Below are 17,107 nucleotides of genomic sequence, written 5' to 3'. Positions count from 1 at the left end.
GCCAGGCACGTCAAGCAGCCGGACTGATTTCAACGCGACGGGCTTCCTTGTTGTCGGCGCCCCCCGTGGTGGTTTCCGGTTTCTTCAACACGATACGGTCTTCCGCCACGCCCGCTGCCTTCAGCGCATCGCGCACGGCTTGCGCGCGGCGCTTGGCGAGGTCGGCGTTGAGGTCGGCGCCGCCGGTGGCATCGGTGAAACCGGACAACGCGATCTTCGCGTCCGGATGCGCCTTTGCGTAGGCCGCTGCGGCGTCCACCGCGTTTTTCGCGTCGGCGGGCAGCGTGTCCTTGCCCGTCTCGAAATAGATGCTGGCGGGCAGGCCGGCGGCCTGCGTCGCGCTGCCGGCGTCCGCGCCCGATGCTGCCGGGGCGCTGGCTTCGGCGGCGGCGGGCGCGGCGCTCGCCGCTTCCGGCGCGGAGGCCGATGCCGCCGCTGCCGTGCCGCCGCCTTCGGGCATCTTGCCGGCCTTGGCGTCGATCACCTGCTTCGGTTGCAGCACGTCGCCGGTGTGATTGCTCCAGCTATTGCGTTCGAAGGTCACGACCGAAGCGATCTCGACGTCGTTCAGCACGCCCTGCCACGAAGGCATCGCGCCCTTGCCGTGCAGCACGAGATTCAGGTGCTCGGCGATCGAACCGTTCGCGATCTTCGAGCCGTCGAGCGCCGGAAACTGGCCCGCGCCCTTGCCGGTCGGCTGGTGGCAGACCGCGCAGTTCGACGTGTAGACCTGCTGGCCGCGCGCCATCAACTCATCTTTCGTGTAGGTCTTGAGCGGATCGTCCTGGCCGGCGGCCATCTTCTTCTTTTGGCCATCGACCCACTTCGCGTAGTCGTCGGTGGAGAGGACTTCCACTACCACCGGCATGTACGCGTGCTCCTTGCCGCACAGTTCGGTACAGAAGCCGCGGTAGGTGCCGACCTTCTCCGCCTTGAACCAGGTGTCGCGCACGAAGCCGGGAATCGCGTCCTGCTTCACGCCGAATGCCGGGACGTACCACGAGTGCACGACGTCGTTCGCCGTGGTGATGATGCGGATCTTCTTGTCGACCGGCACGACCAGCGGGTTGTCGACTTCCTGCAGATAAAGCGTGGAGATGGGCTTCTGGCCGTTGGTCTCGCTGCGCGGCGTGGACAGGGTAGACAGGAAGCTGATGCCTTCGCCCGGACCCTTCACATAGTCATAGCCCCACTTCCACTGATAGCCGGTGACCTTCACGGTGAGGTCGGCGTTGGAGGTGTCCTTCATCGCGACGACGGCCTTGGTGGCGGGCAGCGCCATCAGGATCACGATGATGAACGGCGCGATGGTCCAGATGATTTCGACCGTGGTGCTTTCGTGGAAGTTGGCGGGCTTGAAGCCCTTCGACTTGCGATGCACGAACATCGAATAGAACATCACCCCGAACACGCCAACGAAGATGACGGTGCAGATGATGAGCATGAAGATATGGAGGCCGTAGAGCTCCTCGGCGATCTTCGTCACGGGCGGCTGAAAGTTGATCTCGTTGACAGCGGGACCGCCTGGACTGTTTTCGACCGCCAGGGCTGCGCCAGCGGAAAGCAGTGCGCCTGCCGCCAGCACGCCCGAGAGGGCTCGCTTGATTGTTTTCATAGCATCCTTACCCAAATTTTTCATTCAAACCCTCGACCCCCGTGGCATCGCGCATCGGCCGGCTCCTCCCGCAGGCGCGCTTCAAGTACATCTCAGCGAGGCCCGCAGCTCGGCAGCAAAGTGTTGGCGACGATGCTGTGCAAGGTGTTGTCCGATTTTCACCGATTGACCGCGCGAGATGATCGTGAGCGGCTCCCTCGGTGTCGCGCCCGCTTCGACCCGCACCCAACGCGGATTGAACTCGAACTGCGTCAGCTCTTCGGCATTCATCTGTTCGATCAACAACCGGTTTTGATACAGCCGGATTCGCTCGTAGTCCACGGCGTGGCGCGCGTAAATCACGAACGCAATGCCTGTGACCGTCAGCTCGATTCCGGTGAACGGCAGCACCAGCCAGGCGCCATTCAGGAACAGCGGCGTTGCGATTGCCAGCGAAAACAATGCAAGCGACAGATAGAAGCCCACGAACTGACGCGGTGATACCGAACAGTTGCGCTTCATGAGCCAGTCCTTGATGACCGGCTCGGTATCCGTCAGCGTCTGGCTGGCTTGCATCGCTGCCTCCATCAATCCGCACGCAATCGCATACTTTTGCTCGGATTTCGCCCAAAATTGTGTCAGCCCGGGCGACAAACTGACGCATTATAGGCGTCTTGAGGGGCATCCACAAGCAAGGGTCGTAACGCTGCAAAGCCAAGCGCCACAAGCTTCTGCGCCCTTTTGACGCACCTTTTTGCGCAGCTTTTCCACGCAAATTTCAGACATAACCTGAGCCCTATTTACGGCTTCGGCGCTTCTCTTCCTACAGCTTTCGTTTCGGTCCTCGTCCGATATCCTCGAGCCGCACGATGCCGTGTCCTTCCGCCGTGGTGCGCGGCACGGCCTTCCATGCGTGGCCGTAGATCACCTCGAAGGTCAGCGGGATGGTGCCGTCGTCGCGGCGCAGCGCCTCCAGCGCCTGATGCACTGCGCCGCGCACGGCCTGCGTATCCGCGCGGCCCGGCGCATAAGCCCGGACGGACGGATACGCGCCCCAGCGCGTCACGTCGGCCAGCAAGGATTCGGGGGACTTGTAGGTAATGGTCAGGACTTCCTGATCCATCACCGGAATTTCGAAGCCGCTTTCCACGAGCATGTCGCCGAGATCATGCATGTCGACGAAATCGATCGTGTGCGGCACGGGCGCGAGACCCAGCGTGCGCTCGGCTTCGCGGTAAGCGGCTCGCAGTTCGCGCAGCGTGTCGGGGCCGAAGGTGCTGAACATCAGCAGGCCGTTCACCTTCAGCACGCGCTGCCATTCCGGAAATACGAGATCCGGGCGGACGTGCCAGTGCAGCGCGAGATTCGACCAGAGCAGTTCGAATGCGCCCGATGCAAACGGCAACTCGGAAAAATCGGCTTGTGCGAGTTGCGGACCGCGCGCGCCGAGCGCCTTGGCGAGCGTCGCGGGGAGAAAGCGCCGCCAGCCTGCGCTGGCATCGTTATCGGCGGCCTCGGCGGCGTGCGCGCGTGCGAGCATCGCGGACGAAAGATCGACACCCGTCACCGATGCCTCGGCGAACCGTTCCCGCAGACCGGGCAGATCGGCGCCCATGCCGCACGCCGCGTCGAGCACGCGCAACGGGGCAACCTTGATGTAGTCGAGCCGTTCGCGCATCCGTCCGGCGATCTCGCGCGGCAGGAAGGCGACCTCGTCGAAGGCAGCGGCGCGGTCGTCGAAGATCGCGCGCAAACGACGCGAATCATAGGCCGGACGGCTGGTTTCGGAGGAGGATGGGGACATGTCGATCTATTTGCGAAGAGTGCGAAGTATACTCGGTCGTCCCGCAAACGACCCATGCGAAGTGCTGATACGAGGCATAAAGGCCGCGGGAAGCGCAACGAATGCGTGGAGGCGGCCAGGCCGACCCGTCATTTTTTCAAGCAGGTGGCCTTGAACGCCGACACGATTCATCCCTCGCCTCAATCGCCAGCCGTCGCGGGCGTCATGCGCCTGCGCGCACTCGGTACGGCCTTTAAGCGGCTTGGCTCCGCGGCGCTTCCAGGACAGTGCGCGCTATGCGGCAATTTGTCGCAAAGTCTGCTTTGCCCCGGTTGCGATGCACAAGCCTGGAACGAGCCGCGGGTACGCTGCGCCACCTGCGCCCTGCCGTTGACCGGCTTTCAGCTCCGTCGGCGCAACGATGATGCGCGTGGTCATTGCGGCGCGTGTCTCGAAAACCCGCCTGCCTTCAACGATACGCTCGCCCTCGCCGACTATCGCGCGCCGCTCGATACGCTTGCCATCGGACTCAAGTTTCGCGGCCAGCTCGCGGCGGCCACGGCCTTCGCGCGGCATCTGCATGGCGCGTTCGAGGACAGCGGCCTGCCCCGGCCGGACGTGATCGTTGCCGTGCCGTTGTCGCGCAAACGGCTCATCGAACGGGGCTATAACCAGGCGTGGGCGATCGCGCGTCCGCTTGGGCGCCTGCTGGGTGTGAGAAGCGACGCCGCGCTCGTGGTGCGCAACCGGCACACGCCGGCGCAATCGCGGCTCGATCAGGACACCCGGCTCCGCAATGTCGCGGAGGCGTTTTCGATCTCGCAGGCCGTGCGCGGCATGCACGTCGGCGTGGTGGATGACGTGATGACCTCGGGCGCGACGCTCGATGCGCTCGCCCACACGCTCAAGCAAGCGGGCGCGCGCCGCGTCAGCAACTTCGTGGCGCTGCGCACGCCGCAGGATTAACTTTTCTCATCTTCAGACTGTCATGTTCAACGTCGTACTCGTCGAACCCGAAATTCCGCCGAACACCGGCAATGTGATCCGCCTGTGCGCCAACACCGGGGCGCGGCTGCATCTGATCGAGCCACTCGGCTTTCCGCTCGACGACACCAAGATGCGTCGCGCCGGTCTCGACTATCACGAATATGCCGAGATGAACGTGCATGCCAGCTGGGACGCCTTCATCGGGAAGGAAGCGCCGGACACGGCGCGCATGTTCGCGTTCACGACGCGCGGCTCGACGCCGTTCTTCGATCACGCGTTCAGGCCCGGCGACTGGTTTGTGTTCGGCGCCGAAACGCGCGGGCTCGCGCCCGAATTGCTCGAACGCTTTCCGAACGATCAGCGCGTGCGCCTGCCGATGCGGCCAGGCAACCGCAGCCTGAACCTGTCGAATACGGTGGCGATCGTGACGTTCGAGGCCTGGCGTCAGGCGGGTTTCGAAGGCGGCGCCTGAGCGTCGAGTTCGGCCCGAAGTTGGGCCTGGAGTTCGGCCTGATAGCGCGCGAGCATGTCGTCCTGGAAACAGGCGAAGATCACGCGCTGGATGCCGGGCGCGGCACGCAGGGTTTGAATGACCGTGCGCACGGCAATCGGCACGGCCTGCTCGACGGGAAAGTGATAGATGCCGCAACTGATGGCCGGGAAAGCGATCGACTCGCAACCGGCCTGAGCCGCCAGTTCGAGCGAGCGCCGGTAACACCGCGCAAGCAGTTCGGGCTCGTTCTTGTTGCCGCCGTTCCAGCGTGGCCCGACGGCGTGAATCACGTATTTCGCCGGCAGGTCGTAGCCTGCGGTGAGCTTCGCGTCGCCGGTTTCACAGCCGCCGAGCGTTTCGCATTCGCGTAGCAGCTTCTTCCCCGCCTTGCGATGAATCGCGCCGTCGACACCGCCGCCGCCCAGCAGCGACTTGTTGGCGGCGTTGACGATGGCATCGACTTGCAGGGTCGTGATGTCGACCTTCCGGGCTTCAAGCTGGACCATGGCGCGCCTCCGGGTTCGGGGACTGCGGGAACGTTGAAGACGCGCCTTTCCAGTCCTGCGCGGACCTATTCCGCCTTCGCGTCCCGATTGAGCAGCGCCTGCACGGCATCGCGCGGCGCTATCTGCTCGAACAGCACACGGCACACCGCCTGCGTGATCGGCATCTCGATGCCGCGCGACTGCGCGAGCGCCAGCACGGCACGTGCGCAACGCACGCCTTCCGCGACGTGGCCGAGTGCCGTGAGGATCTCGTCGAGCGTGCGGCCGCTCGCGAGCTGCATGCCGACCGTACGGTTGCGCGACAGGTCGCCCGTCGCGGTGAGGATCAGATCGCCCAGACCGGTCAGGCCCGTGAACGTCTCCGCGCGCCCGCCGAGCGCCACACCCAGCCGCGACATCTCGGCCAGCCCGCGCGTGATCAGCGCGGCACGCGCGTTCAAGCCGAGGCCGAGGCCGTCGGAAATGCCGGTGGCGATGGCGAGCACGTTCTTCACCGCGCCGCCGACTTCCACGCCGATGACATCGTCGCCGGTGTAGATGCGCATGGCGCGGTGATGAAACGCCGCGACGGTGCGCGCGGCCAGTTCCGCCGATGCGCTCGCAACGGTCAACGCGACCGGCAGGCCCTGCCCCACTTCGCGCGCGAAGCTCGGGCCGGACAGCGTGCCGTTGCTCCGGTGCCCGGGCAGCTCGGCCGCGACGACTTCATTGGGCAGACACTGCGTGTCGGACTCGAAGCCCTTGCAGAGCCACACGATATGCGCCGGAACGATGCCTTCCTGCCGCATGGCGCGACAAAGCTGGCGCAGCCCCGCGACCGGCGCGGCGACGACGCAAAGCGCGTCATCTGCGCACGCGTGCCGCAGCGCGGCGGCGAGATCCGTTTCGAAGCCAAGCGACGGCGGCAACGTCACGCCGGCCAGATAGCGCGTGTTCTCGTGCGTGCGGGAGAGCGATTCGATGAGCGCGGCGTCGCGCGCCCACAAGGTCGTGTCGTGCCGGACCGCGAGGTGGCCCGCTAGTGCGGTGCCCCACGCGCCGGCGCCGAGAACGGCTACTTTCATTGCTCGGCTCCGGTCGGCAGAAGTCTCGATAACTTAATGCGTGGCGCCGTTCGCCGCGCCTTCCTGCGCCGTGGCGAGCTGGGCCATGCGCTGTTCGTACAGCGCCTGGAAGTTGATTTCCGCGAGATGAATGGGCGGGAAACCAGCGCGCGTGATGGCGTCGGCAATATTCGAGCGCAAGTACGGGAACAGGATCGTGGGGCACGCAATGCCGACGAGCGGATCGATCTGCTCAGCCGGAATGTTGCGAATGTCGAAGATGCCTGCCTGCTTTGCTTCGATCAGGAACGCGACCTTGCTCGTGACCTTTGCCGTGACGGTGCCCGTCACCAGCACTTCGAACACGCTTTCCGCAAGACGGTCAGCCTTCACGTCGACTTCGACTTCCACCGAGGGCATTTCCTGTTCGAGGAAGATGGCCGGTGAATTCGGCTGTTCGAGCGACATGTCCTTCAGATAGATACGCTGGATATTGAAAAACGGCTGGTTGTTCTCGTCGGACATAGTGATTTCCTAGGTGATTCGGGATGGACGCGCGGTGTCAGGATGAACCGCGCGCCGGAATGCGAGCTGCTTCAGGCCGATTCGAGCAGCGGCACGAGGCCGCCCTGGCGGTCGAGCGCGGAAAGGTCGTCATAGCCGCCGACGTGCGTTTCGCCGATGTACACCTGCGGCACGGTGCGACGGCCGGTGCGCGTCATCATTTCCTCGCGGCGGCCGGGTTCGCGGTCGATCAGGATCTTCTCGATGGCTTCGACCCCGCGGGACTTTAAAAGACGTTCGGCCATCTGGCAATACGGGCACACGACGGTGCTGTACATGATGACTTTCTTCACTTCACTGCTCCTTGTTTCACCACCGGCATGCCGGCTTTCTGCCAGGCATTGACGCCGCCTTCCAGGACATGGACTTCGGCGTAGCCTGCTTCGGACACGCTGCGGCTCGCACGTTGCGATTGTTGACCAGTCTGGCAGACGAGCACGACCGGATTACTCTTATTCTTCGCGATCTGGCCAATTTTTGCTTGGAGCTCGGAGACTTCGAGATTGCGCGCGGACGGCAGGTGGCCGTTGGCGAATTCCGCGGCCGGCCGCAGGTCCACCACGACCGCATTGCGGCGATTGATCAGCGTGGTGGCCTCGGCGGCGGAAATGCCGCCCCGGCCGCGCCGCATGATGGCCGGCCACAGGAGCAGCGCGCCCGACACGAGCGCGATGACGATGAGTGCGATGTTCTGGTATTCAGTGAAAAACTTCACGTCGAGCCGCCGAAATTGAGTGAAAAAGGGAGAAAGGGAAATGAGGGCAATCGGCGCATTATAAAATAACCGTTTCCCGCGATGGCCTCTGCCATTCGGCCAATGGCGCCGCAACGCGCGCGCAGGCAGGATGACGGGGTGCGATCGGCGCACCCGCTTTTCCAACTGACCGACCGAAATCATGTACAAGCTAGTGCTCATCCGCCACGGCGAATCGACGTGGAACAAGGAAAACCGCTTTACCGGCTGGGTCGACGTCGACCTGACCGAGCAAGGCAACCGCGAAGCTCGCCAGGCCGGCGTGCTGCTGAAGGAAGCCGGCTACGCGTTCGACATTGCCTATACTTCGGTTCTGAAACGCGCCATCCGCACGCTGTGGCACGTGCAGGACGAGATGGACCAGATGTATATCCCGGTCGTGCACTCGTGGCGTCTGAATGAGCGCCACTACGGCGCGCTTGCGGGCCTGAACAAGGCCGAGACCGCGAAGAAGTACGGCGACGACCAGGTGCTCGTCTGGCGCCGCAGCTACGACACCCCGCCGCCCGCGCTGGATCCCTCGGACGAGCGTGCGTCGTTCAACGATCCGCGCTACGCCAAGGTGCCGCGCGAGCAACTGCCGCTGACCGAATGCCTGAAGGACACGGTCGCGCGCGTCCTGCCCATCTGGAACGAATCCATCGCGCCGGCCATCAAGTCGGGCAAGCAGGTCGTGATCTCGGCGCACGGCAATTCCATCCGCGCGCTGGTCAAGTATCTCGACAACGTTTCGGATCAGGACATCGTCGGGCTGAACATTCCGAACGGCGTACCGCTCGTGTATGAACTGGACAGCGACCTGAAGCCCATCAAGCATTACTACCTGGGCGATCCGGAAGCCATCGCGGCGGCGCAGGCCGCGGTCGCCAAGCAGGGCAAGGCGGGCTGACGGCACGAAGGGTTCGTCGGCGATCCCGGCTTCGGCCGGGGCCGCCGGCGCGTGTTTGGCTAGTGCGCAGGGCAACGCGTTGGCCTACACGCAGGCGCGCACATCGTGCGGGAAGAGGCACTTTCGCGAAGTGCGCACCTTCCCGCATAGAACGCCCCTTGCCCTGCCTTTCCTGTATATGGCACCCCGCTGACGCCTCACCGGCAGCATCGCCAGCAACTTCCGGGACCGGGCTCATCCCCTGCTGACGGGCATGCAAGCCCCGGGCATTTAAGTTGCGGTTAAGTCGCCATTTGAGACGAGCAGGTATACTGGCCCGTCACCACGATGCAGCCCATCCGTTTCCGACCGCACCCCTCTATGCGAAAGAACCTGAAAAACTTCAGCCTGGTCGCCGTTGGCGTAGCTGCCGGCGCACTGGCAACCCTGCAGATCTCTGCCTCTGCGCAACAAGCCGCATCATCGCCTCTGCCGCTCGACCAATTGAGGCTCTTCGCCGAGGTCTTCGGTCAGATCAAGCATGAATACGTCGAACCGGTCGATGACAAGAAGCTTCTCACCGCTGCCATCAAGGGCATGGTGTCGAGCCTCGATCCGCACTCGTCCTACCTCGACAAGACCGACTACGAGGAACTCCAGGAACAGACCAAGGGCCGCTTCGCCGGGTTGGGCATCGAGATCTCGTCGGAAGACGGGCTCATCAAGGTCATCTCGCCCATTGAAGACACGCCTGCGTTCCGTGCCGGCATCCGTCCGGGCGACCTGATCACGCGCATCAACGACAAACCCGTGCGCGGCATGACGCTCGACAAGGCCGTCAAGCAGATGCGCGGCGAGCCGGGCACCAAGGTCACGCTGACCATCTTCCGCAAGAGCGACGACCGCACCTTCCCGCTCACCGTCACGCGCGCCGTGATCCGCGTGCAGTCGGTGAAGATGAAGATCCCCGAGCCGGGTTATGGCTACATCCGCATCACGAGCTTCCAGGAACGCACAGTGCCGGACCTCGCCGCGAAGCTGCAAGACCTCGCGCGCCAGCAACCGAACCTGAAGGGCCTCGTGCTCGACCTGCGCAACAACGGCGGCGGCCTGCTGCAAAGCGCAGTCGGCGTCGCCGGCGCGTTCCTGCCGGACAACTCCGTGGTCGTTTCCACGAACGGCCAGATCGCGGACGCGAAGCAGACCTTCCGCGACACCTACGACAACTACCGTCTGCCGTCCTTCGATTCCGACCCGTTGAAGAGCGTGCCGGAGATCTTCAAGAAGGTGCCGATGGTCGTGCTGACCAACGCCTACTCGGCGTCGGCGTCGGAGATCGTCGCGGGTGCGCTGCAGGATCATCACCGCGCGCTGATCGTCGGCAAGACGACCTTCGGCAAGGGCTCGGTGCAGACCGTGCGCCCGATGACCGCGGACACCGCGCTGCGTCTCACCACGGCGTATTACTACACGCCGAGCGGCAAGTCGATCCAGAACCAGGGCGTGCGTCCTGATGTGCCGGTGGACCAGTACGCGGACGGCGATCCGGACGACGCACTCGTCACGCGCGAAGTGGACTACTCGAATCACCTCGCGAACACCCAGGATCCGAACGAGAAGAAGGAGCAGGAGCAACGCGAGGCGGATCGTCTCGAGCAACTGCGCATTCTCGAAGAGCAGAACGACAAGAAGACGCCCGAGCAGCGCCGCAAGGATCGCGAGCGCAAGCCGGTCGAGTTCGGCAGCTCCGACGACTTCATGCTGCAACAGGCCCTGAACAAGCTGGAAGGCAAGACGGTGGTCGAGTCGAAGTCGTATAGCGAACGCAAGCTCGCGCAGAACAAGCCGGGACGTTCGGCTTCGGCGCCGGTCGTCGCGCCGCCGGCACTGCCGGCCACGCCGGGTTCCGCGCCGGCGTCGGGTGCGCAGCCCGCTTCTTCGCCGACCGCGCAGCAGTCGAAGTAAGCGAGTCAGCGTCGTACACGAAGGGCTTCGCGGCACGGCGCCGCGAAGCCCTTCGTCTTTGGTGCGCTTAAAATATCCGGTTCCAGCGCGCCGTTCTCACCGGCGTTCCCTTCGCGGCACACACAGCGCATTCCAGCGCGCGCAAGCTCGATGAACGACGATCAACTCCTCCGCTATTCCCGCCATATTCTCGTCGATGAAATCGGCATCGAGGCGCAGCAGCGCTTTCTCGATGCGCATGCGCTCATCGTCGGTGCGGGTGGGCTGGGGGCGCCCGCGGCGATGTATCTGGCGGCGGCGGGCGTCGGCAGGATCACGCTGGTGGATGCCGATACCGTCGATCTGACCAACCTGCAACGGCAGATCGTGCACATGACGCGCTCGGTCGGAACGCCCAAGGTGGAATCGGCACGCGCGACGCTGAACGCGCTGAATCCGGAGGTGAACGTCATCGCGGTGAACGCCCGCGCCGACGCCGCCTGGCTCGCGCTCAACGTGCCGAGCGCCTCGGTCGTGCTCGATTGCAGCGACAACTTCGCCACGCGTCACGCCATCAACGCGGCCTGCGTCGCGCATGGAGTGCCGCTCGTGTCGGGCGCGGCGCTGCGTTTCGACGGCCAGATCAGCACCTTCGATCTGCGTTCGCCGGACTCGCCCTGCTATGCGTGTGTGTTTCCGCCGGATCAGGCGTTCGAGGAAGTCGCCTGCTCGACCATGGGCGTGTTCGCGCCGACGGTCGGCATCATCGGCGCGATGCAGGCGGCGGAAGCGCTGCGCGTGATCGGCGGCTTTGGCGAGACGCTCGCGGGCCGGCTGATGATGCTCGACTCGCTGCGCATGGAATGGAACACGATGAGGATCGCGCGGCAGCCGGACTGTCCGGTCTGCGGCGCGCATCCCAGGGCTTGAAGAAGTTCAGACCTTCTGCAGCACGTTGAGCGCGGCCAGCAGTTCATTGGGCTCGTAGGCCGCGAGCACGTCCGCGACCGGCTTGTCGAACGCCTTCAGATTCGAGCGCAAAATCTCCTGCTTGACCACGAGCAACTGGCTCGGATGCATCGAGAACTCGGTCAGGCCGAGCCCGAGCAGCAGCCGCGTGACGGACGGATCGCCGGCCATTTCCCCGCACACCGACACCGGCACGCCGGCGCGCTTCGCCTCGCGCAAGGTGAACGCGATCAGGTTCAGCACCGCCGGATGCAGCGGATCGTAAAGATGCGCGACGGCATTGTCCGCGCGATCGATCGCCAGCGTGTACTGGATCAGATCGTTCGTGCCGATCGACAGAAAATCTAGCCGGCTCAGGAACAGCCGGACGGCAATGGCCGCAGCGGGAATCTCGATCATTGCGCCGACCTGCACCTGACGGTCGTAGCCAATGCCCGCGTCGTCGAGCTGACGCTTGGCCTCGCGGATCAGATCCAACGTCTGGTCGATCTCCTGCGCGTGCGCCAGCATCGGGATCAGGATCTTGGTCGGGCCGAACGCGGACGCACGCAGAATCGCCCGCAACTGCGTCATGAACATCTGCGGCTCGGACAGGCTCCAGCGGATCGCGCGCAAGCCGAGCGCCGGGTTCGGCGCGGTTTCGTAGCCGTCGCCGCTGCTCATCGAATCGAGCGGCTTGTCGGCGCCGACGTCGATCGTGCGGATCGTCACGGGCTTGCCGTTCATCAGCTCAACCGCGCGCTTGTACGCCTCGAACTGTTCCTCTTCTTCCGGCAGCTGGTTCTTGTGATTCATGAAGAGGAACTCGGTGCGGAACAGGCCGACGCCCATCGCGCCCGCCTCCACGGCGACCTTCGCGTCCTCCGGCAATTCGATGTTCGCGCACAGCTCGATCTTCGTGCCGCACAGCGTCTGGGTCGGCGAGAACTTGAGACGCTGGAGCTTGCGCTGTTCCAGCTGCTTTTCGCTCTGGCGGTAGGAATACTCTTCGAGGACGATCGGCGCCGGATCGACGATCACGATGCCATGGTCGCCGTCAACGATGATCAGATCGTTCTGCCGGATCAGCACGCTCGCCTGCTGCACGCCGACCGACGCCGGTATGCCCAGACTGCGCGCGACAATGGCCGTATGCGACGTGCGGCCACCGAGGTCCGTCACGAAGCCCTTGAACGCCTGCGTCTTGAACTGGAGCATGTCGGCCGGCGCGATATCGTGCGCGACGACAATCATTTCGTTGTGACCGTTGCTCGCGGCCGTATGCACGACGAGCGAAGCAGCCGTAGGCGCGCCGGCCAGCGCCTTCAGCAGCCGTTCGACCACCTGCTCGATGTCCGCCTTGCGCTCGCGCAGATACTCGTCTTCGATGTCGTCGAAATAGCCGCCGAGGATATCCAGTTGTTCGGTCAGCGCCCACTCGACGTTATAGCGGCGCGTCCGGATGAGGTCGATGGTTTCCTGCACGAGCATGGCGTCGTTCAGGATCATGGTGTGGACGTCGATGAACGCGCCCATCTCGCTGGGCGCATCGGCGGCGAGGTCGCTGCGCAGTGCCGCGAGTTCCGCGACGACGGCGGCCTGCGCCGCGAGAAACCGGGCGATTTCCGCGTCGATCTGATCGGGGTCGATCAGGTAATGCGCCACGTCGAGCGCCGCCGGCGCGATCAGATAAGCGCGTCCGATGGCAATGCCGCGCGAGACGGGAATTCCATGCAGCGTGAACGACACGCGCACCTCCTCTAGTTGTGATGTCGCAGCCCCTCGAGCGCCCCTCGGTGGGCGCCAGCCGCTCGCACATTATAAATTCGAAACCGCCGCTCAGTCCCGGAACAGCGGGTCGCAGCAGGGCCGGCACGGTTGCCCAGCCGTTGCGGCAAACGGCGCGGGTGCAAAAAAGCCGCGTCGGTGCGCGGCTTTCTCGGATATTTCCATGACGGGTGACAGCGCGTTACTGACCTTCCCCAAACTTGTCGGCGATCAGCGCCAGGATGGCCTGCATGGCTTCGGCTTCGTCAGAGCCTTCGGTTTCGATGGTGACCGTGCTGCCGATGCCCGCCGCCAGCATCATCACGCCCATGATGCTCTTGGCATTGATCCGGCGGCCGTTCCGGCTCATCCAGATCTCGCATTGAAAGTTGCCTGCCAGTTGCGTGAGCTTCGCCGAAGCCCGTGCGTGGAGACCCAGCTTGTTCACGATGGTTGTTTCTTGTTGCAGCATGATGCTCCGAACGCTAGATGGATGAAGTGAGCGGCGTCAGTGGCTGGCAGCGGCCTTGGCGTTCTCGAGATCGGCGCTCGCGGAACAGGCCGGGTCGGGCGAACCGGCGGCTTTGGCGGCGAGCGCGCACGGGTTCATCGGCGTGGATGCGTCCAGTTCCTGAATGCCCTTCGAACCGCCCTGGAGAATCTTTTCGGTTAGCGTGTCGAGCGGCGTGGCGCGGTAGCAGACGGCGCGCACGAGCATCGGCAGGTTGCAGCCGGCGAGCACGCGCACGTCGGCATCATGCAGGCTGGCGGCGATGTTCGCCGGCGTCGCGCCGAATACATCCGTCAACACGATGGCGCCGTTGTCTTCCTTCAGACGATCGATCTCCGACCGCGCGAACGCCCGCACTTCGACCGGATCGCAGTCCGGCGTGACATCGATGACGCCGATGCGCGCGGGCAAACCGCCGTAGATATGAGCAATACACTCGCGTAGCGCGGTGGCGAAAGGAGCGTGCGCGATGATCAGAATGCCAGCCATGTCAGGAATGCCATCTCAGCAAAAATCAGACGGAATCGTCAGAGTTCGCTCGAAAGCGCGCGAGCGGCGCGGCCATGCAAAGAAGATGGGCGCGGGACGGTGGAAATCAACGTGCTTGCAATCCATGCGCCCGCAGCTTTCGAAACTGTTGCATCAGCGTGCGCTCGCCAGCTTAAAGCAGCTTTAAAGCGCAAACCTGTCCGCTCTCACGGCACAGGGAGGTCAATTGTAACAGTCTCTCCAGACTCGGTTCTGACGCTGCTCACTCGCTCCGTGACGGGCACCGCGATCAGTGAGCAGCGCGCTCCAGTGCATTGATGAACATGCCCGCGACGTCGAAGCCCGTCTGGTCCATGATTTCGCGGAAGCACGTGGGGCTCGTAACGTTGACCTCGGTGAGATAGTCGCCGATGGCGTCCAGCCCCGCGAGCAACAGCCCGCGTTCCTGCATCACCGGCCCGAGCGTTTCCGCGATTTCCCGATCGCGCGCCGACAGCGGCTGCGCGCGACCGAGCCCGCCCGCCGCCAGATTGCCGCGCACCTCGCTGCCCTGCGGAATGCGCGCGAGCGAGTAAGGCACCGGCTGGCCGCCGATCACGAGAATGCGCTTGTCGCCGTCCTTGATCTCGGGAATGAAGCGCTGCGCCATCACCGTGCGCGCGCCGTCCTCCGAAAGCATCTCGACGATCGAGCCCAGATTCATGCCGTCCGCCTTCACGCGGAACACGCCCATGCCGCCCATGCCGTCGAGCGGTTTCAGGATGACGTCGCCATGCTCGGCGTGGAACGCGCGCAGCCGTGCGGCGTCGCGCGTGACCAGAGTAGGCGTGACGAACTGCGGCCATTCCGCAATGGCGAGCTTCTCCGAGTGATCGCGAATCGCCTGCGGCTTGTTGAAGACGCGCGCGCCGTTGCGCTCGGCGATCTCCAGCAGCCATGTGGCGTTCACATACTCCATATCGAACGGCGGATCCTTGCGCATCAGCACCGCGTCGAAATGGGTGAGCGCGAGATGCTCGGCCTGTTCGGCCGCAAACCACGGCCAGCGGTCGCTGTTCGCCTCGTCACCGACGATCGCAATGCGCCGCACAGCCGCCTCGACCTTCGAGCCGGTCCACGCGAGATGCTGCGGCTCGCACGCGTACAGCACGTGGCCGCGCCGCGCGGCTTCGGCCATCATCGCGTAGGTCGTGTCCTTGTAGATCTTGAAGCGATCGAGCGGGTCGGCGATAAAGAGAATGTTCATGACGATTTGCGGGTTCGGTGCGCGGCCTGCGAGCTTACCGCAAGCCGCCCGATCACACCTGAATGGCTTCCGGATCGGTCTTTTCGAGCTCGACCGACGCTGCCAGAAGCCCGAGCCGCGCCACCACGCCATACATGTAGAAGCGGTTCGGCGGCGCGGCGCCGGGCTTCGCGTGGGTATCGGGCAGCGCCGTGTGCTCGAAGCCGAGCGGCACGAAATGCATGCCCGGCGCGTTGAGGTTCTGGTCGCGCTCGCGCGATTCATGCACGCGGTAGAAGCCGCCGACCACATAACGGTCGATCATGTACACGACCGGCTCGGCCACCGCGTTCTCGACGCGCTCGAAGGTGTGCACGCCTTCCTGCACGATCACGTCATGCACCTGCAAGCCTTCCTTCGCGTCGTTCATGCGGACGCGCTCGCGCTTGGTCAGCGCGGCGACCTCGCTGGCGTCGTGCACGGTCATCACGCCCTTGCCGTAGGTGCCCGCATCGGCCTTGATGACCACGTACGGCTTCTCGCTGATGCCGTACTCGCGATACTTCTTCGCAATCTTCTTGAGCACGCCGTCGATGGCATCGGCCAGCGCTTCCTCGCCGGTGCGCGCTTCGTAATCGACGCCTTCCACGTGCGCGAAGTACGGATTCACCATCCACGGATCGATCTCGACCAGCTTCGAGAACTTCTTCGCGACGTCGTCATAGCAGGAAAAGTGCGTCGACTTGCGCCGCACCGCCCAGCCCGCATGCAGCGGCGGCAGCACGTATTGCTCGTGCAGATTCTCCAGCACGGGCGGGATGCCGGCCGAGAGATCGTTGTTGAGCAGGATCGAACACGGGTCGAAGTTCTTCAGGCCCAGACGGCGCGGCGTGCGTTCGAGCGGTTCGAGCACGATCTTCTGCCCGTCCGCGAGCGCGATGGTCACCGGGCCGTGAATGTTTTCATCGAGCGTGCCGAAGCGGATATTGAGCCCGGCCTGCCGCATGATGAGCGCGAGCCGCGCGACGTTCTCCAGATAGAACGCGTTGCGCGTGTGGCGCTCGGGAATCACGAGCAGATTCTTCGCGTCCGGACAGATCTTCTCGATCGACGCCATCGCCGCCTGCACCGCGAGGGGCAACACTTCTTGCGGGAGATTGTTGAAGCCGCCGGGGAACAGGTTGGTATCGACGGGCGCGAGCTTGAACCCCGCATTGCGCAGGTCGACCGAACAGTAAAACGGCGGCGTGTGCTCCTGCCATTCGAGCCGGAACCACCGCTCGATGGCGGGCATGGCCTCGAGGATTTTCCGCTCGAGATCGAGCAGCGGGCCATTCAACGCCGTGACTAAATGCGGAACCATGTAGTGCTCGCAGTGCGTTTTGCATGTGACCGGAACTGGCGGAGAAGCCCCGCCGGCCGATACAGGGGAGGGAAGATTGTAGAGCAATTGCCTTGCCTAATTGGGGATGAACCGGCAATTGGCAAGGTTTCCCGGGCTTGATGCGCCGGCCTTTCGGGCGACTCCGCCCCACCCCCATGGACGAAACCCCGACGCGCCCGCCAAACAGAAAAACGAAAAAAAATGCCCGCCTGGAGGGGCGGGCAAAGTCGCTGCGCTCATATCTTCG

18 protein-coding genes are annotated in these 17,107 nt (G+C 64.2%); 5 read left to right on the top strand and 13 right to left on the bottom strand.

The annotated features are described in order from the left end of the window. Positions 1–10: 10 nt before the first annotated feature. The 3 genes from coxB to QCE88_RS02570 all read right to left on the bottom strand — a co-directional run bounded on the left by coxB (position 11) and on the right by QCE88_RS02570 (position 3,398). Positions 11–1,639 (bottom strand): cytochrome c oxidase subunit II, encoded by a 1,629-nt coding sequence (coxB, locus tag QCE88_RS02580; RefSeq protein ID WP_309898919.1) that lies wholly within the window; start codon positions 1,637–1,639, stop codon positions 11–13. A 57-nt stretch (positions 1,640–1,696) separates the two neighbouring features. Further along, entirely contained in the window at positions 1,697–2,170 is a 474-nt protein-coding gene (locus QCE88_RS02575) for a DUF2244 domain-containing protein (protein WP_309903339.1), read from the bottom strand. A 247-nt stretch (positions 2,171–2,417) separates the two neighbouring features. Further along, positions 2,418–3,398, bottom strand: a complete 981-nt coding sequence (locus QCE88_RS02570; protein ID WP_309898917.1) for a methyltransferase domain-containing protein — start codon at positions 3,396–3,398, stop codon at positions 2,418–2,420. A gap of 204 nt (positions 3,399–3,602) precedes the next feature. On the opposite strand from QCE88_RS02570, the gene QCE88_RS02565 reads away from it, so the two are divergent. After that, complete coding sequence (locus QCE88_RS02565) at positions 3,603–4,343, top strand: ComF family protein (protein WP_309903337.1); 741 nt, start codon at positions 3,603–3,605, stop codon at positions 4,341–4,343. Positions 4,344–4,365: 22 nt separating this feature from the next. Then, positions 4,366–4,836: a tRNA (uridine(34)/cytosine(34)/5-carboxymethylaminomethyluridine(34)-2'-O)-methyltransferase TrmL gene (gene trmL / locus QCE88_RS02560; protein ID WP_309898915.1), complete on the top strand. Its 471-nt coding sequence runs from the start codon at positions 4,366–4,368 to the stop codon at positions 4,834–4,836. On the opposite strand, the gene QCE88_RS02555 is transcribed toward trmL, so the two are convergent. The 5 genes from QCE88_RS02555 to QCE88_RS02535 form a co-directional block, all read right to left on the bottom strand. Further along, on the bottom strand, positions 4,809–5,363 hold the full coding sequence (locus tag QCE88_RS02555) for an O-acetyl-ADP-ribose deacetylase (RefSeq protein ID WP_309898913.1): 555 nt from the start codon (positions 5,361–5,363) through the stop codon (positions 4,809–4,811). The genes trmL and QCE88_RS02555 overlap by 28 nt on opposite strands. A 65-nt stretch (positions 5,364–5,428) precedes the next feature. Further along, positions 5,429–6,427 carry an NAD(P)H-dependent glycerol-3-phosphate dehydrogenase gene (locus QCE88_RS02550; protein ID WP_309898911.1) on the bottom strand — a complete coding sequence of 333 codons (999 nt, stop codon included), beginning with the start codon at positions 6,425–6,427 and terminating at the stop codon, positions 5,429–5,431. 33 nt (positions 6,428–6,460) lie between these two features. Continuing rightward, positions 6,461–6,931, bottom strand: a complete 471-nt coding sequence (gene secB / locus QCE88_RS02545; protein WP_309807086.1) for a protein-export chaperone SecB — start codon at positions 6,929–6,931, stop codon at positions 6,461–6,463. Between the two features lie 71 nt (positions 6,932–7,002). After that, complete coding sequence (gene grxC, locus QCE88_RS02540) at positions 7,003–7,263, bottom strand: glutaredoxin 3 (RefSeq protein WP_309830221.1); 261 nt, start codon at positions 7,261–7,263, stop codon at positions 7,003–7,005. Further along, complete coding sequence (locus QCE88_RS02535) at positions 7,260–7,685, bottom strand: rhodanese-like domain-containing protein (RefSeq protein WP_309903335.1); 426 nt, start codon at positions 7,683–7,685, stop codon at positions 7,260–7,262. The genes grxC and QCE88_RS02535 overlap by 4 nt, the downstream gene beginning before the upstream one ends. Before the next feature lie 181 nt (positions 7,686–7,866). Between QCE88_RS02535 and gpmA the strand changes: the two genes are divergently transcribed. From gpmA to QCE88_RS02520, 3 genes are all read left to right on the top strand, one after another. After that, positions 7,867–8,613, top strand: coding sequence for a 2,3-diphosphoglycerate-dependent phosphoglycerate mutase (gpmA, locus tag QCE88_RS02530; protein WP_309898909.1), 747 nt, complete (start codon positions 7,867–7,869; stop codon positions 8,611–8,613). Between the two features lie 360 nt (positions 8,614–8,973). After that, the gene (locus QCE88_RS02525) at positions 8,974–10,557 is read left to right on the top strand and encodes a S41 family peptidase (protein ID WP_309898907.1); all 1,584 of its coding nucleotides are present in this window, start codon (positions 8,974–8,976) and stop codon (positions 10,555–10,557) included. Between the two features lie 150 nt (positions 10,558–10,707). Further along, positions 10,708–11,466, top strand: a complete 759-nt coding sequence (locus tag QCE88_RS02520) for a molybdopterin-synthase adenylyltransferase MoeB (protein WP_309898905.1) — start codon at positions 10,708–10,710, stop codon at positions 11,464–11,466. A gap of 6 nt (positions 11,467–11,472) precedes the next feature. Here QCE88_RS02520 and ptsP read toward each other — a convergent pair whose 3' ends face one another. From ptsP to gshA, 5 genes are all read right to left on the bottom strand, one after another. Beyond that, complete coding sequence (ptsP, locus tag QCE88_RS02515; RefSeq protein ID WP_309898901.1) at positions 11,473–13,233, bottom strand: phosphoenolpyruvate--protein phosphotransferase; 1,761 nt, start codon at positions 13,231–13,233, stop codon at positions 11,473–11,475. Between the two features lie 220 nt (positions 13,234–13,453). Then, the gene (locus QCE88_RS02510) at positions 13,454–13,723 is read right to left on the bottom strand and encodes an HPr family phosphocarrier protein (RefSeq protein WP_061165596.1); all 270 of its coding nucleotides are present in this window, start codon (positions 13,721–13,723) and stop codon (positions 13,454–13,456) included. Positions 13,724–13,759: 36 nt separating this feature from the next. Next, complete coding sequence (locus QCE88_RS02505; RefSeq protein ID WP_309898897.1) at positions 13,760–14,251, bottom strand: PTS sugar transporter subunit IIB; 492 nt, start codon at positions 14,249–14,251, stop codon at positions 13,760–13,762. 289 nt (positions 14,252–14,540) lie between these two features. After that, positions 14,541–15,497, bottom strand: a complete 957-nt coding sequence (gene gshB, locus QCE88_RS02500) for a glutathione synthase (protein WP_309898895.1) — start codon at positions 15,495–15,497, stop codon at positions 14,541–14,543. A gap of 52 nt (positions 15,498–15,549) precedes the next feature. Continuing rightward, positions 15,550–16,839, bottom strand: coding sequence for a glutamate--cysteine ligase (gene gshA, locus QCE88_RS02495; protein ID WP_309830208.1), 1,290 nt, complete (start codon positions 16,837–16,839; stop codon positions 15,550–15,552). Positions 16,840–17,107 lie beyond the last annotated feature (268 nt).

The sequence above is a fragment of the Caballeronia sp. LZ035 genome (assembly GCF_031451175.1).
In the GTDB taxonomy this organism is placed as follows: Bacteria; Pseudomonadota; Gammaproteobacteria; order Burkholderiales; family Burkholderiaceae; genus Caballeronia.
Note: the sequence above shows the minus strand (reverse complement) of the source record. Positions and strands in the feature narration are given on the sequence as shown.

Coding starts and splice junctions, on each gene's coding strand:
- secB (WP_309807086.1), bottom strand. CDS start 6,931: ATGTCCGACGAGAACAACCAGCCGTTTTTCAATATCCAGCGTATCTAT.
- QCE88_RS02555 (WP_309898913.1), bottom strand. CDS start 5,363: ATGGTCCAGCTTGAAGCCCGGAAGGTCGACATCACGACCCTGCAAGTC.
- QCE88_RS02525 (WP_309898907.1), top strand. CDS start 8,974: ATGCGAAAGAACCTGAAAAACTTCAGCCTGGTCGCCGTTGGCGTAGCT.
- QCE88_RS02565 (WP_309903337.1), top strand. CDS start 3,603: ATGCGCCTGCGCGCACTCGGTACGGCCTTTAAGCGGCTTGGCTCCGCG.
- QCE88_RS02575 (WP_309903339.1), bottom strand. CDS start 2,170: ATGCAAGCCAGCCAGACGCTGACGGATACCGAGCCGGTCATCAAGGAC.
- trmL (WP_309898915.1), top strand. CDS start 4,366: ATGTTCAACGTCGTACTCGTCGAACCCGAAATTCCGCCGAACACCGGC.
- gshA (WP_309830208.1), bottom strand. CDS start 16,839: ATGGTTCCGCATTTAGTCACGGCGTTGAATGGCCCGCTGCTCGATCTC.
- QCE88_RS02570 (WP_309898917.1), bottom strand. CDS start 3,398: ATGTCCCCATCCTCCTCCGAAACCAGCCGTCCGGCCTATGATTCGCGT.
- QCE88_RS02550 (WP_309898911.1), bottom strand. CDS start 6,427: ATGAAAGTAGCCGTTCTCGGCGCCGGCGCGTGGGGCACCGCACTAGCG.
- QCE88_RS02510 (WP_061165596.1), bottom strand. CDS start 13,723: ATGCTGCAACAAGAAACAACCATCGTGAACAAGCTGGGTCTCCACGCA.
- QCE88_RS02520 (WP_309898905.1), top strand. CDS start 10,708: ATGAACGACGATCAACTCCTCCGCTATTCCCGCCATATTCTCGTCGAT.
- QCE88_RS02505 (WP_309898897.1), bottom strand. CDS start 14,251: ATGGCTGGCATTCTGATCATCGCGCACGCTCCTTTCGCCACCGCGCTA.
- gpmA (WP_309898909.1), top strand. CDS start 7,867: ATGTACAAGCTAGTGCTCATCCGCCACGGCGAATCGACGTGGAACAAG.
- coxB (WP_309898919.1), bottom strand. CDS start 1,639: ATGAAAAATTTGGGTAAGGATGCTATGAAAACAATCAAGCGAGCCCTC.
- gshB (WP_309898895.1), bottom strand. CDS start 15,497: ATGAACATTCTCTTTATCGCCGACCCGCTCGATCGCTTCAAGATCTAC.